General features: G+C 34.0%; 12 protein-coding genes. 4 read left to right on the top strand and 8 right to left on the bottom strand.

What is annotated here, in order from left to right:
* The 5 genes from BM153_RS10640 to BM153_RS10620 all read right to left on the bottom strand — a co-directional run.
* Positions 1 to 517 (bottom strand): hypothetical protein (locus BM153_RS10640; RefSeq protein ID WP_143088302.1); only part of this gene is annotated, 517 nt, incomplete at its 3' end.
* A gap of 62 nt (positions 518 to 579) precedes the next feature.
* Positions 580 to 1686, bottom strand: coding sequence for an ABC transporter ATP-binding protein (locus tag BM153_RS10635; RefSeq protein ID WP_092873541.1), 1107 nt, complete (start codon positions 1684 to 1686; stop codon positions 580 to 582).
* Positions 1687 to 1691: 5 nt separating this feature from the next.
* Complete coding sequence (locus BM153_RS10630; protein ID WP_092873539.1) at positions 1692 to 2756, bottom strand: FecCD family ABC transporter permease; 1065 nt, start codon at positions 2754 to 2756, stop codon at positions 1692 to 1694.
* A 34-nt stretch (positions 2757 to 2790) separates the two neighbouring features.
* Complete coding sequence (locus BM153_RS10625; protein WP_092873537.1) at positions 2791 to 4017, bottom strand: ABC transporter substrate-binding protein; 1227 nt, start codon at positions 4015 to 4017, stop codon at positions 2791 to 2793.
* Between the two features lie 19 nt (positions 4018 to 4036).
* Positions 4037 to 7513 carry a hypothetical protein gene (locus BM153_RS10620; protein WP_092873535.1) on the bottom strand — a complete coding sequence of 1159 codons (3477 nt, stop codon included), beginning with the start codon at positions 7511 to 7513 and terminating at the stop codon, positions 4037 to 4039.
* Positions 7514 to 8118: 605 nt separating this feature from the next.
* Here BM153_RS10620 and BM153_RS10615 point away from each other — a divergent pair.
* The 3 genes from BM153_RS10615 (at position 8119) to BM153_RS10610 (ending at position 9355) form a co-directional block, all read left to right on the top strand.
* Positions 8119 to 8400: a hypothetical protein gene (locus tag BM153_RS10615; RefSeq protein WP_092873532.1), complete on the top strand. Its 282-nt coding sequence runs from the start codon at positions 8119 to 8121 to the stop codon at positions 8398 to 8400.
* A gap of 16 nt (positions 8401 to 8416) precedes the next feature.
* Positions 8417 to 8572, top strand: coding sequence for a hypothetical protein (locus tag BM153_RS13740; protein ID WP_177205644.1), 156 nt, complete (start codon positions 8417 to 8419; stop codon positions 8570 to 8572).
* Between the two features lie 315 nt (positions 8573 to 8887).
* A complete protein-coding gene (locus BM153_RS10610) occupies positions 8888 to 9355 on the top strand; it encodes a hypothetical protein (protein ID WP_092873530.1) in 468 nt (155 codons plus the stop codon).
* Between the two features lie 548 nt (positions 9356 to 9903).
* Here BM153_RS10610 and BM153_RS10605 read toward each other — a convergent pair.
* The 3 genes from BM153_RS10605 to BM153_RS10595 form a co-directional block, all read right to left on the bottom strand.
* Complete coding sequence (locus tag BM153_RS10605; RefSeq protein ID WP_177205643.1) at positions 9904 to 11268, bottom strand: MATE family efflux transporter; 1365 nt, start codon at positions 11266 to 11268, stop codon at positions 9904 to 9906.
* A 243-nt stretch (positions 11269 to 11511) separates the two neighbouring features.
* Entirely contained in the window at positions 11512 to 12876 is a 1365-nt protein-coding gene (locus BM153_RS10600) for a sodium-dependent transporter (RefSeq protein ID WP_092873526.1), read from the bottom strand.
* Between the two features lie 332 nt (positions 12877 to 13208).
* Positions 13209 to 14075: an aldo/keto reductase gene (locus tag BM153_RS10595; RefSeq protein WP_092873524.1), complete on the bottom strand. Its 867-nt coding sequence runs from the start codon at positions 14073 to 14075 to the stop codon at positions 13209 to 13211.
* A 676-nt stretch (positions 14076 to 14751) separates the two neighbouring features.
* Between BM153_RS10595 and BM153_RS10590 the strand changes: the two genes are divergently transcribed.
* On the top strand, positions 14752 to 16098 hold the full coding sequence (locus tag BM153_RS10590; RefSeq protein WP_092873522.1) for an aspartate aminotransferase type Ic: 1347 nt from the start codon (positions 14752 to 14754) through the stop codon (positions 16096 to 16098).
* Positions 16099 to 16152: the final 54 nt, after the last annotated feature.

The following is a 16152-nucleotide window of genomic DNA, read 5'->3' as shown; positions in this document are numbered from 1 at the left end:
CTTTTTCAACATCTATCTGAAATTGTCTTGGATAGAATATTCTTGCAAGGTCATTTGTGCCATTTAAATATTTCTCATAATAGCTGTTTGATATTGCAGTTACTGCTACGCTTTTTCCACTTAACATATCATCTGTAAGTGGTATTTTGAATTCATATTTACTATCATTATTTAAATATCCATGAATCCAGCTGTCATTTCCCTTATCTTTAGTTCCATCTCCATTTGCTACAGCTTTTTCATAAGTTCCAAGATATAACTCTCTGTACCCGGAGCCTGATAAAGCCATTACCAAATATGTAGTGTCCTCTTCCTTTACAAGTTTTGCTGAAACTGCCTTAAACATATTTGTATTGTTTGTTATTGTCAGGGCTGTTTCTTGTGTTGCTGCTTCTTTTGCCGAATCAATTACCAAATCCTTTGTTTTTGCAAATGCCGGTATTACATCTAATACCGGTGCTGCAAGCATCAAAGCCGATAATGCTAAGGCTGTGATTTTTTTTGGTCTTATTTTCATCTTTCTCTCCTTTTCCGACAATAAAAATTGTCTGTATTTTATTTTTATCCCCTAAAATATCTTTATAAATTAGAGAATTTTAACTTTCCCATTGATTGTGCTTTTTCTAAAAGCTTCCTTATTCTTTCATTTTGACTTCCTATGGTGACTCCTGCATTTATTACAGTTTTGCACTTTGCAATTTCTTTTTTTGCCTTTTCAAAAGCTTCATCAGATATTTTTTCAAATGGTTTTTCTGTTATTACATTAACTGCCAAAAGCTTTGCCAGTTGATAATCTACATCATTTTCATATAAAATCCCTGCTGAAAATGCTATGTTTTGCTTTTGAAGTTTTCTATAAACTCCTATTCCACTTCCTCCGGAGGAAATAACAAATACTTCTGCTTCCCCTTGTACTTTGGGAAGTTCTATACTGCCAAATACCGGATCAAAATATCCATTATCTATCTCGTAAAGTTCTTTAATTGTAGCTGCATCAAATATGTCTTCCGGATTTCCGTATTTTGCAATTTTATCTCCCTTAACACAACAAATCTTGTCAGAAATTTTCATGGCAAGGTCTATCTCATGTAAGGACATTATTACTGTTATCTTCTTTTTATTTGCCATGTTTTTAAGAATTGATAACAACTCTAATTTATATCTCACATCCAAAAATGAAGTAGGTTCATCAAGGACGATTATCTCCGGCTCCTGGCATATTGCCCTGGCTAAAAGAATCCTTTGTCTTTGTCCGTCGCTAATGGCATTAAAATCTCTTGCCCCTAATCCCCCGGCATGCACCAGTTCTATAGCCTCATCTACCTTTTTTTCATCTTCTTTTGTAAGTCGTCCAAGCCTTCCGGTGTAGGGATACCTTCCTGTAGCCACAACATCATGGCAGGTCATAAGCTCCGGTTTCATCTTTTCTGTCAAAACCACTGCCATATTTGAAGACAATTCCTTAAAAGACATATCCAAAATGTCCCTGTTATCCATTAATACAGTACCGCTTATTCTTTGAAGCTGTCTTGTAATACTTTTTAAAATGGTGGATTTTCCCGCCCCGTTTGGGCCTATAAGGGTTAAAATTTCACCTTTTTTTATATCAATATTTATATCATTTATTATGGATTTTCCATTGTATCCAACGCAAAGTCCCTTTAACCTGAAATAATAATCTTCCACCTTTGCTACCTCCTGTTTTGATTTCTTCTAATCAGCATAAAAATAACTACCGGAGCACCAAAAATGGAAGTTACAGTACTAAGGGTAAGCTCAGTAGGTGCAAAAGCCATTCTTGCTATTAAATCGCATATCATGCAAAAAACTGCTCCTCCTAAAAAGGTAGCCGGAATAACAACTAGGGGTTTTGCCGTTTTCAGGGCTGATTTTATAAGAAAAGGTACTGCTATTCCCACAAAAGAAATAGGCCCTGCAAAGGCAGTAACGGTAGCTGAAAGGATACTTGAAAGCATTATTAAAAGTACCCTGAAGCGTTTAACATTTACTCCCATACTCTGGGCATAACCTTCCCCTAACTGAAATGCCCCTATAGGCTTTGATAATAAAAATACTGCCACAAATGTAATTCCAATTAAAACTACGGAAAAATATACATTTTCCCAACTCATGCTGGCAAAACTTCCCTGAGTCCAGCCTCTTAAATTTACAATGTCTGAATCATCAGAAAAATTCAAGATAAAATCTGTGGCAGCATTGCATATATATCCAATCATTACACCGGCTACCAATAAAGCTGCCATATTATGTATACGCTTAGAAACCAATAAAACAAAGCCGGTGGTTATCATGGAACCTACAAATGCCGCAAAAACCAAAGACCAGGATGACATTTTTCCAAAATGCTCCACATAATAAATCATCATTATAGCAACACAAAGCTTTGCTCCTGATGAAATACCCAATATAAAAGGGCCTGCTATGGGATTTTCAAAAAATGTCTGAAGTAAAAATCCTGAAAGAGCCAGGGCTCCTCCAAGAATTGCTGCCATGAGAATTCTTGGAAGTCTGATTCTCCATATAATATTTATATCATGGGGATCTCCTTCTTTTAAGAAAATAATCCTTAAGATATCCGCAACAGAGATATTTACATTTCCTGTATTTATATTATAAACAATAATTGTACAAAACAGCGCTATTAATATTATGAAGACTACCGTAATATGAAATCTTCTTTTCATATTCTCTTTGTGATAATCACTATAAGCTGTTGTTTCTGCTTTTTCTTTCATTTTTCTTCCTCAATAATTATCTTATTTCCTAAAATTACTCTCCGACTTTTGATAAAAAAGTAAGCTTTGAAGTATCCTTGCCGGTAAGCATAATATTAAAATCTGTTATAAGATTTGCAACTGTAGCTGTTGACTGATACCAGGTTTTATCCACCTGCCACACATTATTATTTTTAACAGCTTTAAATTCCTTGAATAATTCATCTTTATCTATAAGTGATTCCACAGATGAAATAGGATCTTCAATAGTAGCATTATAGACGATAAAATCAGCATCCACTACCTGGTCGTAGAAGTCCTCCATACTAATATTTACAGAGGCGGAATTACTTCCAGGATTTTCAAGATTATCAAAAATATAATGTCCTCCGGCTAAAGCTATCATATTTGGAATAAAATCTTTGGTTTTTCTTACTACAATGGAACCATCAGAATTTATTGAGAAGAAAGCTACCGTTAAACCGGTATCTTCGTATTCTTCCATATTATCAAGAATTTTTTCCTGCTCCTTAAAGAAGGCATCTGCCTCCTCTTCCTTATTTAATAAAGCACCATAAATCTTTATCCATTCAATTCGTCCAAAGGCACTTAATTCATAGCTTGAGCGGTCAATAAAAACAGGAATCCCCAAATCCATAAGCATTTCCTGAACTTCAGGAGCGTGTAAAATCATTGTGGATTCAATAGCAATATCACAATCATTATCCACTAACATCTCATAATCCGGCTCGCTGTATTTTCCTGTATATTTCATGGTACCATTGGCCAAAGCCTCCTTTGGTGCATCAATATACCAGCCCTTTGTATTTGTTCCTGTCATTGTTACGGTATCAATAGCATCCAAAGCATCAAAAAATGACATGGCTGAGGAAGCTGCCAGATATATCTGACTTAAGTTTTGCTTTATAACCTGAGTATCACTTTCAGGAAGATTATCAGGAGCCTCTTTTCCTTCAGGAACTATAAGATAGGTTCCCGAGAGAGGTATATCAATATATTTGTAGCCACCTTCATAATAATAAACATTAAAGCCTTCGGCATATTTTAAATCCATAGCTGACTGATAAGTCAGTCCTTCTATTTCAGGTGCCTTATTGTTTTTATTTCCCGAATTATCTGACACTTCTGAAATATCACTTGAAGTGGTGTTAGTAGCAGTTTTTGCCTCTTTTTTGGCAGATGTATTGTTTTTATCCGAGGCACAGCCTGTAAATATCATGGCTGTAGCCAGGGTAAGGGCAAATAATCTTTTAATTCTCATTTTTACTTCATTCTCTTTCTTAAATTTCTTTATTATTATCTTCTTTTAAAGCCTTTATGGCTTCTTCCTTTTCCTCATTTGTAGCTTTTCCCACTACATTATCATAGGCCTTTTTCCAGTTTTCTTCCTGGCCGAAAATAATTCCATAAAGCTTAAGCCATTCAGCTTTAGCCAAATCGTTTTCTTCATCACTACTTCTGTCAATAAGAAAGGCTGTTCCCATTTGAGCTGCTCTGTCTGTAAGCTTATTAAATAATTCCCAGTCTTTACTAATGTTTTCTTCGTCTTTAACAAGGATTTCACCGGATTCAATAATTAGTCCTGTTTTTTCCTTTATCATAGACTTAAGATTCCATTTGTCATAGCTTCCAAAATAGCTTATGGCATCATCTTTTTTGTAATCTTTTGCCATTCTTTTTGCAAAGGATTCTATTTCCACATCCTCTTTTTTAATTCCCAAAGATGAAACTTTATCATTTAAATTTAAAGCATCAATTAATTCCAAGGCTGTCTGTGAGGAAACATAAACATTTTCTACAGGTTGACTAATTATTACAAGGTCTTCCTCAAGTCCCACCGGGACTTCCTTTCCTTCAGGAACTACGAAATATTTAACTACACCATTTTTATAAGCCGCATTTAAAGAATCATTTGAATATTTATCTTTAACTGCTTCATTATTTTCCTTAGCTTCATTATCCTCTTCATAGTCTTCAGCTATTTCTTCATCAGATTTCTCTTTTTCTTTTAAAAGAGCATCCATATCATCAGCTGTTTTATCTTCTCTTTGGGTATCTTTACTGCTGTCTATTTCAATAAGATAATAGCCATCATTATATTCAAAAATTTTAATTTTATTGCTATAGGTAACTTCTATTTCTCCTTTACTTTCAAAGCCTACAATCTGTGGAGCTTCTTCATCCAGGGTATCTTTATTTAAGCCCACTGTTGACTCAATGGATTTTCCATCGGCATCCTGTCCCACTTCAGCCAGAATTTTTTCGTCATTTACTCCAACATATAAGGTATAGGAAACCCAGTGTCCCTGGGACATGGCAGTAGTATAAGCTTCAATAGGAGTATTGGAATTAAGATTTACCGGAATGGTAAAGGTATTATTTCCATTAACTGTAACTCCAAGACTGCGAACCATGCTGAACTTGGCACTACCTCCTATGGATGCTTTTCTGGCAAAAGTAATGGTTGCATAGGCTTTACCATCTTTTACCTCTACATTGGAACAGGAAATAACAACATGTCCCATTGTTCCGCCACTCCATTTAAATGCGTATTTTCCAACTGTTTGAGAGCCACCTGAGGTTTTGGTATTTTCCCCTTTATCAAGATCCTCACCATCAGTTCTTTCTTCTACAGTACTTTGATTGTTTTCAGAAGTAACCTTCACAAGATTTGCAGAAGAAAAAATAATTGCTCTTTGAAACCATATACTTGAAAAAGATAAAGTTCCATCTCCCTGCATTCTTAATCTTTCAGCTGAAGTTAAATTCGCCAAGGTGCTGTCATGAGCATAGGAATTTCCTGCAATAAGTATTGGATGATCTAAAGATTCTACCGGGATTGTAAAGCGATATGCAGCATGACTTCCCTCAGAATCTTTATAGGAAACAGGACTTCCCTTTATTACTCCCTTTGCACTGGCAATATGTAAAAATCCACCGGCTGCTTCTTCTGCTTTAAAGGCATCAGAGGCATTTCCCATATATACATAACGGTATCCAGTACTTGACAAAGTAATATCTGCTGTCATATTTCCAGAATCAGATACATGTAATACAGCATTTACAATTCTAAACATAGATTGTCCGTTGGAGGTTGTTGAAATGGATTCAACCTGGAATGCTCCTCTTCCTCCTTCCACATACTGGTCTTTAAAGGTATAATCACCGGCTCCGTCTTTTACAAGTTTGGCTCCGAGTTTCTTATAAATCGCATCAAGCCTTTCTTTATTGGTTACTTTAGCTTCTTCGTCACTTTCAAGAGCTATAAAAGCTTTTTGAGCAGCTATAATGCTTTCTCTGTCGGCTTCCGTAGGATTTGAAGGAAGGTTTTCAATCATTTTTATTACATTTTTTACTGCTTTTGAAGTTTCCTGCCTGTTTGCTTTCTTTTTGGAAAGCTGAATAGTAAGGGTTTTATCACTTTTTAAATATATATTTTTACTTTTTGAAGTGTAACCCTCTGCCTTAACAGTAAGGGTATATTTTACTGCGTCATAAAGGTAATAAACACCTTTTGCAAAAGGTGAAACCTTTTCTTTTGAATCATTTTTTACAAGGGTAATGGTGGCTTTTCCAATATTTGCACCTGTGTCCATGTCTTCAACTTTTACCCTAAGCTCATAGGCTTTTGTAAGAGTTACGCATTTTTCTTCTGATTTTAAAGCTTTATAAGTAATACTTACACTTTTATAGCCTTTTGCCGAAAACTCCACCTTATAAGAGGTATTTTTCATAAGGGTATAAACACCCTTTGTAGCCTTAATTTTTCCGCCATTAACTAAAACTGTAAGGTTTTTTATAACTTCTTTTTTAGAATTCTTTGCTGTAAAGGTCACATCTACGGTATCTTTAACCACCGGTTCGGATATTTTTGAAGTAATCTTATAAGCTATGGCTGTAGGCATGGTAGATGAATGACCTAAGATATAGAAACTGCTGTTTAAATCTATAGGGATATTAAAGGAGCAGGTTCCTGTGGCTGTGTCAACTATAGGCTTAAAGATTTTTCCGGCACATTGAATATAATCGTAAGTTGTGGAATTTACCATTATTTTAGCAGTGGCATTATGGTTTTTATCCACTGTAACACTTTCTATAGTCCATGTCCTAACTCTGGCAGAAGTACTTTTTCCTTTATCGGAAGTAGATGACAGGGCAGGTTTCGTATTTGCTGTATAGGTTCCTTTTTTTAGGGTTGTGGAAGTATCAGGAGTTTCTAATGAATAAAGTGCCCATTCATTTGATTCTAAGATTCTTCCATAGGATTGACCTGTATTTATGCCATCAGCCAATGCTTCATGACATACTTCTTCATCCAGTTCTTTTTTATCTGTATCTGATAATGACTGGTAGGATTTAAGGGCACTTTCTATTTTTGCCTTGTCTGAAAGTGATACATTTAAAGGTTCTCCTTTTAATTTGGCAATAAGAGTCTTTGTCTGATTTTTTGAAGAAGCCTGCGTCTGATTTGCCTTTTTTACTTTGGCTTTTTCTTCTTTTGAATTTTCTGTGGCTGTTTGTGCTTTTAATGCTTCTTCTTTGGTATCCTTAACTTTTTTTTCTTCTTTATCTTTGTCTTTTTCTACACTATAAACAAACTCTTCTTCATCAGGTGTGACCTGTGATGAAGCCTTGCTTTTAAGAATGCTTTCACTTAAGCTACTGTCTTTTGATGCCAGCACCCTTGTGGGCATCATAGTAGTAACCATGACTATAGATAAAACTAAAGATACAAGTTTAACTAACTTTTTCTTCAACTTAATCATCCTTTCATTTTTGAATATTTATACTATGTCTTAAAACGCTTTATAACTTTTTTCAGGAGGAAATGTACAAATATGATAACCGGATTTTAGTCAGATAGTGGACCAGAGCCACAATGAAAGGGATACTTTATATTCTTAAACACTAAAGGAGACCTTGTAAATCTGTCTTTACTGTTTCATAAAAAAGTTACCCTTCTTTAATTATGCTATCCTAAGCCTTCTATTTTGGTAAAAGTAAAGCGGACATTCGGAATCCGCTTCGCTACTTCCTCATGAACGCAGTGGCACTTTCCAGGCCTGTCATATTCTGTCACAGGAAACTGCTTCAATATTTTTGCAATATTAATATCCATCCTAAACTAGTTTAATTAATATATTATATCTAATTCCCAATATATTGATTGTATCACACACTTTTATTTTTTAATAGTACAAATGTATTATTACTTGAAACTACTACTAGATATTTTGCCAGTATGTTTGAATTTTATTATGAAATTTTATAACATTTTATAATTTTATGAAAAATTATTGTTTTTTTTTAACTTTATGGTACCATTATATTATAATTATTCATTTTGAAGGAGGAAATACAAATGAAAAAAAAATTTTTAGCAACTATTTTATTATTAACTTTTGCATTAGCAAATTGTCTAATATCTAGTGCAGCAACAATGTCTACCAATTCAAACAATGACAATGTTGATTATGAAAAACTAATTAACAATTATGAAAATTCATCTTTAGACGCCGAACAATTGTACACATTTTTAGATTGTAATAATTCAGCACTATCCCAAAATAAATTGGTGACTCAAAAATTGCCAGATTCCAATCCATCACTAATTAGTACATATAATTTTTCCGATACCATATAGTAGTGATAATGAATCATTGGTAGCTCAAGTATCAGTAAGCAAAATTTCAGTTAATCCAGCAGATTATTCCAAGGAACCAGTTTATTCTACTTTAGGTTCAGGAAGCATGATTGACGACGGTAAAGACAGTTCTAAATCAGTTTATGCAAAAGTAGTTATTTATTGTAACTAATGATGGTTTTAAATTATATCTTCTGAGCAGAGTATCCGTATCAAACAAAATATTAGATTGTTCCGTATCAATAAAAAGTCAAAAACTAGTATTCGGTTGTAGTGGAGTCTCTGGAAAAGGTGCTCCTGTTTCTCAAACAACTACAAAATATGTAAAAAATACTAGCCAATCATTTAGTACTGGTTACACGAAATATGTTCAAAAAAGTTTTGGCGGCGCTTTAGGAGCTTGTTATACTTTAAAACTTACTCACAATGGCAAACATACTTGGAACTTTGAACGTATTTGTCAATTATTTTAAATGGAGGTATTTGAATGCAAAGAAAAATTGTAAAGTGTTCCATTTCAATTGTTACAGTTGTTTTATGTGTTGTAGTAGGAATTATTTCCAGTAATTTAGCTAATCAGATTCGTCTTACACAATTTGACACAAGCAAACTTACCCTATACAAAATCCTATTAAAACCTTTGCTATTTTTTATTAGCGGTATTGCTTTTGGAGCAATTTTTAAACAATTTATACATGTTAAGAGTGAAAAAAAGATTTTTAGGGCACTGATTATAGCTAGTATTGTAATTTATCTTTTATTTTTGATTATGTTTTCAGGATACATTTTTGTAAATTCTAATATAAAACTTTTCGAAAATATCACTACTTTCTTTTTTGATTTGTTTGGTTCTAATAATAGTTTTATGTTAGTAGATATCACTCCACTTGTACTATTGGTTTTAGGAATTGTCAGTGCTTTTTCATTGTCTGATAAGACTAATGAAAGTGTATAATAATATTGTTCTCCATAAGAGGATTCGTATATCCTTTTACTAATTTGAAAATTTGTAATTATGATTTTTTAAAATGGCAGACTTTTGGTCTGTCATTTTTTTAGGTATTTATATAATCTTTTATATTTTACTGTATAAAAAGCCGCTATTGTATTCAAAAGTACAAAAGATTATCAGTTCTTTTGTCTTTGTTGATTTCTTACAATGTGTTTAATTCAAATATAACCTTATTTTTTTTGGAGAAATGTCGATATATGTAACAGAATGTATTTTTACAGATATTTTGTTTCATAAGAGACACTTTTAACATAATTGACAGATATTGGGTCAGTTATATTTACAGCAGATAGGGAGGAAGAAGTTTTTATTACTTAGAAAGCATTTTAACTAAAGTGTTTAGTAGAAATGCTAAGCACTTTAGTTAATTACTTTTTCCTTTTATTTTAATTCAAATGCCACCAGCTTTGAAGTCAATCATTAAAAGTCGGATTTTCCGAGGCTTTTGGGTTGCCTTCCGGGCTGGTGGCATTACTTTTTTGGTATTTAACCTAGCATTCTGCCAGTAATTTTTTCTTTTTTGATAAAAACATTCCTATGAATGCAAGTCCTGTAACTATCCAGGATGCAATGTAAATCACTGCGATACACTCCATTGAATTATACATAGGAAGTACAAACCATATACATACTACTCTTAAAAGACAGGTACATAAAAGAGTTGCAATCATTGGTTTTACTGTATCTCCCATTCCACAGCAGGCTCCTGAGAAGGATTCTCCAAAGGAATAAAATACAAAAAACGGTCCTAACATTTTCATGTAGTAAGCAGCCATAGGCACAATGGTTACGGCATCTTTTGCTGAAACAAACCAATATCCCATATATCCCGTTCCAAAGAATAAAACAACACTAATCAGTAAAACGCATACAGCTGACATGGCTGCGCCGATAACAGCACCTTTTACAACACGGTCTTTTCTTCCTGCACCAATATTTTGGGCTGTGTAGGTTGTCATGGCCGGTGCCATGGCATCTGCCACAAGCCATATTAACATATCTAACTTATCACATATTCCCCAGGCTGCTATAGAGTCTGTTCCCATGGTATTAACACTTGCCTGTACTATAGAGTTTGCTATTGGAAAAAGCATAGACTGAAGTGCCAAAGGAAAACCTGTTACCAGCATTTTTTTCATATGAACCTGACAAAAATGCCAGCCCCAGATAGTTTTTTTACCTTCTCCACGGTCTTTAAAAGTATTTTGAACGAATATCAGAGTTAAAAAGGCACTTACAATCTGGGCTACCATGGTTGCTATGGCTGCACCGCTAACTCCCATATTAAATACTCCAACCAGTAAGAAGTCCCCTGAGATATTTATTATAGAACATACTACCAATACATAAAGAGGTCTTTTGGAATCCCCAAAGGCTCTTAAAATTCCCGATGCCATATTATAAAGTATCATTCCCCAGATACCTGCAAAATAAAAACGGCAATAAGATAAGGTCATTGGATAAATATCCTTTGGAACTGACATAATATCCAATAATTGAGGTGAAAATACAACACCTGCAATAGTAGCTAGAATTCCCAGAATAATTGCAACCAATAAAGCAGTACGAACTGAACAATCCAGAGATTTAATATTTTTAGCCCCAAAATATCCTGATATTAAAATGGTAGCTCCTGCTGCAAGACCATTCATAAAATTAATAGGAAACTTAAAAAGTGTATGAACACTGTCGATTGCCGCAAGACCGTTTTTTCCCACAAACTGTCCTACTATAACGGCATCTGCAGTGGTATAAAGCTGCTGTATAAGACTACCGGCTATAATAGGTAGTACAAAAAACAAAATGCCTTTAAAGATATTTCCTTCTGTTAAAACTAATGTCTTTTTTTCTTTCAAATTATATCCTCCAAAAAGGGTAATCGCCCTTAAATAAGCATCGTCTAAAAAATGGCATTAATTACAGTAAAACCATAAATAATGTCATTTTTAAATCTAAGCCACATACCTTGTTAATTTTGTCAACGGATATAATAATAAACCAAATCTCCTTATTTAACAAAACCCCCCTAGGGTACTTTATGCTAAATTTTTAAGTTTTTTTATCAAAAAGGCAAATTTTTATCTTTTTTAAGATTTGCATTACATTTTTTCTACAATTCCAAGGACTAAAATTATACCAACTAATACAGGCAATATATAAGTCATATAAGGTCTCATCCAATCAGCTGTCTTTATTCCTTTTCCTTCATTTGCCTCATTTACAAAGTTTTTCCAGCCCCATCCGTATCTGCTGACACAAAAGAGAATAAATACCAGGGAACCTCCCGGTAAAAGTATATTACTTACTAAAAAGTCCTCAAAATCCAGTACATTACTGCCCTTTCCAAAAGGCTCAAAAAAGGATAAAAGATTAAATCCCAAAGCACAAGGTAAGGATAATATAAATAAAACTATTCCATTTATCAGGGCACTTTTTCCTCTTTTCCATCCAAACAAATCCATTGTACATGCCATTATATTTTCAAATACGGCTAAAACTGTGGAAAAAGCAGCCACAGTCATAAAGATAAAAAATAATGTTCCCCATACCCTTCCAAAATTCATATGATTAAAAATATTTGGTAGAGTTATAAAAATAAGGCTTGGTCCCGCATCAGGTTCTACACCGTAGGCAAAACAGGCAGGAAATATAATAAGCCCGGATACTATTGCCACAAAGGTATCCAAAAGGGCAACATTTAAGGATTCTCCCAAAAGACTTCTGTCTTTATCAATGTAACTTCCAAATATTGCCATGGCTCCTATTCCTAAACTTAAGGTAAAGAAAGCCTGGTTCATGGCCCCTGCAATAACCTTTAATAATCCTATTTCTTCTATATTTTTAAGGGAAGGTTTTAAATAAAACTCCAGACCTTCATAGCTGTCTTTTATAAGGCAACTGTTTATGGCCAGAATCACCATAACCAAAAGAAGTACTGCCATCATTATTTTTGTAATTCTTTCAAGTCCGTTTTGTAAGCCTTTTGAATTTATAAAAAATCCCACAGCAACTACCACTGCCATAGCTGATACCTGAATCAGTGGATCTGACAGGCAGTCTGAAAAAATAAGGGCGATGTCCTCAGCTTTTTTTCCTGCAAAATCACCCTTTGCCATTTTTACAAAATACTGTATCATCCAGCCTGCAACTGTAGTGTAATACATCATTAAAAGGTAGTTTCCAAGCATACAAATATAGCCGTGGATATGCCATTTTGAACCTTTTTTCTCTATTTCCTGATAAATTTTCACGGGACTTTTTCTGGCTGCTCTTCCCATTGAAAACTCCATTACCATAACAGGAACGCCTAATATTACCAAAAACAATAAATAAATCAAAACGAATATTCCGCCGCCGTATTGTCCCACCATGTAAGGAAATTTCCATACATTTCCGATTCCAATGGCGCAACCTGCACTAAGCAGTATAAAACCTAATCTGCTTCCCAGTTTTTCTCTAGTCATAATATTTCTCCTACTATAAAGCGGACATTCTTAAATCCGCTTTGCTTTTTTTAGTGAATGCAGTGGCACTTTGTTCCACCTGTCAGAAGGGGGGTTACCCCCTTCTGACACTAGTAAGCTTATACCCCCGCTTAAAGCTTACGCTTTTGAAGCGGGGGATTGCTTACACTGCGTTCATATTTCCTTTATATATACCCTGTAAATATTACTATGTTTAAGGAAAAAAAGAAAGAAGATTATTTTGTTTAATCTATGAGAAATGACTTAACCAGCTGTAGAAATATCTATAATGAAAAGAGCTAAATCTCACAAAGGGGATTTAGCTTTTTATTTTAAACTAATGCACTTTCTAATCTTACTCTTTTTTTGTCAGGATGTTCTCCTGACCAGCCTGACTGAGGCATACTTATTAATGTATTCATATCTTCCGGTGAGATTATTGTTCCCAGGGCACTTAAGTTTTCTATCATTCTTTCTTTATTTGAAGATTTTGGAAGTATTATAAATTGCATCTGAAGGCAAAATGCAAGGCATAAAACGGCCGGTGATATTCCGTATTTTTTTGCCATATTTACTATTGTTTCATTCTTTAATAATCTTGCTCTTCCCATGGGACTCCAGGCTTCCAGAGCTATTCCCAGTTTTTTGGAGTATTCTACTGCCTCAATTTGAAGGTATCCCGGATGAAGCTCTAATTGATTTATGCAAGGAATTACATTGGCATAATTCATAAGATTTTCCAGATGATGAGGAAGAAAATTACTTACCCCTATAGCCCTTACTTTTCCTTCATGATAAAGCTCCTCCAAAGCCTTCCAGGCTCCTATATCCTGTTCTTTCCAGTCATCAAAGCCCTCTTTTCCATAGTCTGTTCTTGGCCAGTGAAGAAGATATAAATCAATGTAATCCATCTGCAACCTTTCAAGACTTTTATTAAATTCGTATTTTGCACTTTCATACCCCAGACATTTTCTGTCAAGCTTTGATGTTATGAAAAAGTCTTTTCTTGGAATCCTGCTTTTTCTAACAGCCATTCCCACTTCTTCTTCATTATTGTATACTTTTGCAGTATCTAAATGACGATAGCCCACATCTATGGCATCTAATATATTAAAATAGCTGCTGCCATCTGTAGTTTTATATGTTCCATAGCCAATACTTGGAATGGTAACTCCATTATTTAAAATAATCTCCTTCATGCAAACCTCTTTTCCAGCTAATAGTAACAATTATATCTATTTAAACCCAAAAACATCTTAGTCTGATAATTATTATCCTCTTAATTTTTTAGGAATTTCTTAAGTTTTCTTTATGTTCTTATTGTTTTTTTATTTTTTTCACAAATATAATATCGGCTTTAATTGTTTACCTTTTTATGTCTATATTGGGCAATAATAAGGTCTGTCTTTGTTTTTTCACATCATTAATTTAGCACTTTATCCAATTAAACCGATGATTTGACCCTATTTTTAATGTAAATAGTAGAAATATGTCTATTATCTCCATATTTTTACTGAATAATTATAAATTGCTCTTAAAATTTGCTATAATATATTTTGGTTTGCAAAATTAATTACGATATAATTATGACGGCTTCATAATTATTTTATGCAAAATATAACCTTATTTTAAAAATTATATTTTTGAGCATTCTATATAGGACAGGGATATTTTAACAAATCAAGTCCCCTGACAACCATTTCATAAAAGGCAATTAATCGCCTTTTTAGTGATTTAAGATTGTTTATGTATTACATAACAAACAGATTTAAAAATATCCTTGATTAGTATTATTAATAACCATAATAAATTTATTTTTGCAACTTTCAAAGATAAATAATTCAATTGTATCAGGTCAAAGGAGGAACTAAAAAAATGAAATCGTACTTAAAAATGTCAAAAAACGAGCTTTCGGCTGAAATTGAAAGATTACGTAAAAAGTATAAAAAATACCAGGGACTTGAACTGAAATTAGACATGAGCCGTGGAAAACCTTGTCTTGAACAGCTTGATCTTTCCATGGGAATGATGGATGCCCTTAATTCAGAAGCCGATCTTTCCTGTGAAGACGGAACAGACTGTCGAAATTACGGTGTACTTGAAGGTATTCATGAAGCGCGAGTTCTTATTGGAGATATGATGGAAAATAATCCTGACAATATCCTTATCTATGGTAATTCTTCTCTTAATGTTATGTATGATCAGATTGCCCGTTCCTATATTCAAGGTGTCATGGGAAATACTCCATGGTGTAAGCTTGACAAGGTAAAATGGCTTTGTCCGGTTCCTGGATATGACAGACACTTTGCCATTACAGAATATTTTGGAATTGAAATGATTCCTGTTCCTATGTCAAAAAAAGGTCCTGATATGGATATGATTGAGGACTTGGTAGCTAAAGATGAGTCAATAAAAGGAATCTGGTGCGTTCCTAAATATTCAAATCCTCAGGGTTATTCCTATAATGATGAAACTGTAAGACGATTTGCAAGACTTAAACCTGCTGCCAAGGACTTTAGGATTTACTGGGACAATGCTTATGGGGTTCATCATTTATATGACGATCATCAGGATTATCTTATTGAAATCCTTGCAGAATGTAAGAGAGCAGGAAATCCTGACCTGGTTTACAAATTTTCCTCAACTTCTAAAATCACCTTCCCGGGAAGCGGAATTGCAGCTATAGCCACAAGCCCTAACAATCTTGAAGATATTAGGGAACAACTTAGACAGCAGACCATTGGTCATGATAAGGTTAACCAGCTTCGTCATGTAAGATTTTTCGGAGATATTCACGGAATGGTGGAGCATATGAGAAAACATGCAGATGTTATCCGTCCAAAATTTGAAGCTGTTGAAACAATTTTCAGAGAAAATCTTGAAGGATTGGATATTGCAGAATGGACCGAACCAAACGGAGGCTATTTTATAAGTTTTAATTCCCTTAAAGGTACTGCAAAAAAAATTGTTGATAAGGCTAATAAAGCCGGTGTTAAACTTACTCCTGCCGGTTCAACCTGGCCATATCATAAAGATCCTAATGACAATAATATCCGTATTGCACCTACCTATCCGACTTTAGATGATTTAAAAACAGCTGCCTCCCTTTTTACAGTCTGTGTAAAACTTGTATGTGCAAAAGTTATTTTTGAAAATTTTGAAGAATATCACATAGAAGAAGCTTCTGATGCCAAAACACAAGAAACTTCTGATACTAAATAAATTACAAATATTAAAAGGCTAAAGACCCGGACAAGGTCTTTAGCCTTCTTTTAT

This window comes from Acetitomaculum ruminis DSM 5522, from assembly GCF_900112085.1.
Taxonomy (GTDB): domain Bacteria; phylum Bacillota; class Clostridia; order Lachnospirales; family Lachnospiraceae; genus Acetitomaculum; species Acetitomaculum ruminis.
The sequence above is the reverse complement of the archived record's forward strand: the minus strand, read 5'-3'. Positions and strand labels throughout refer to the sequence as shown.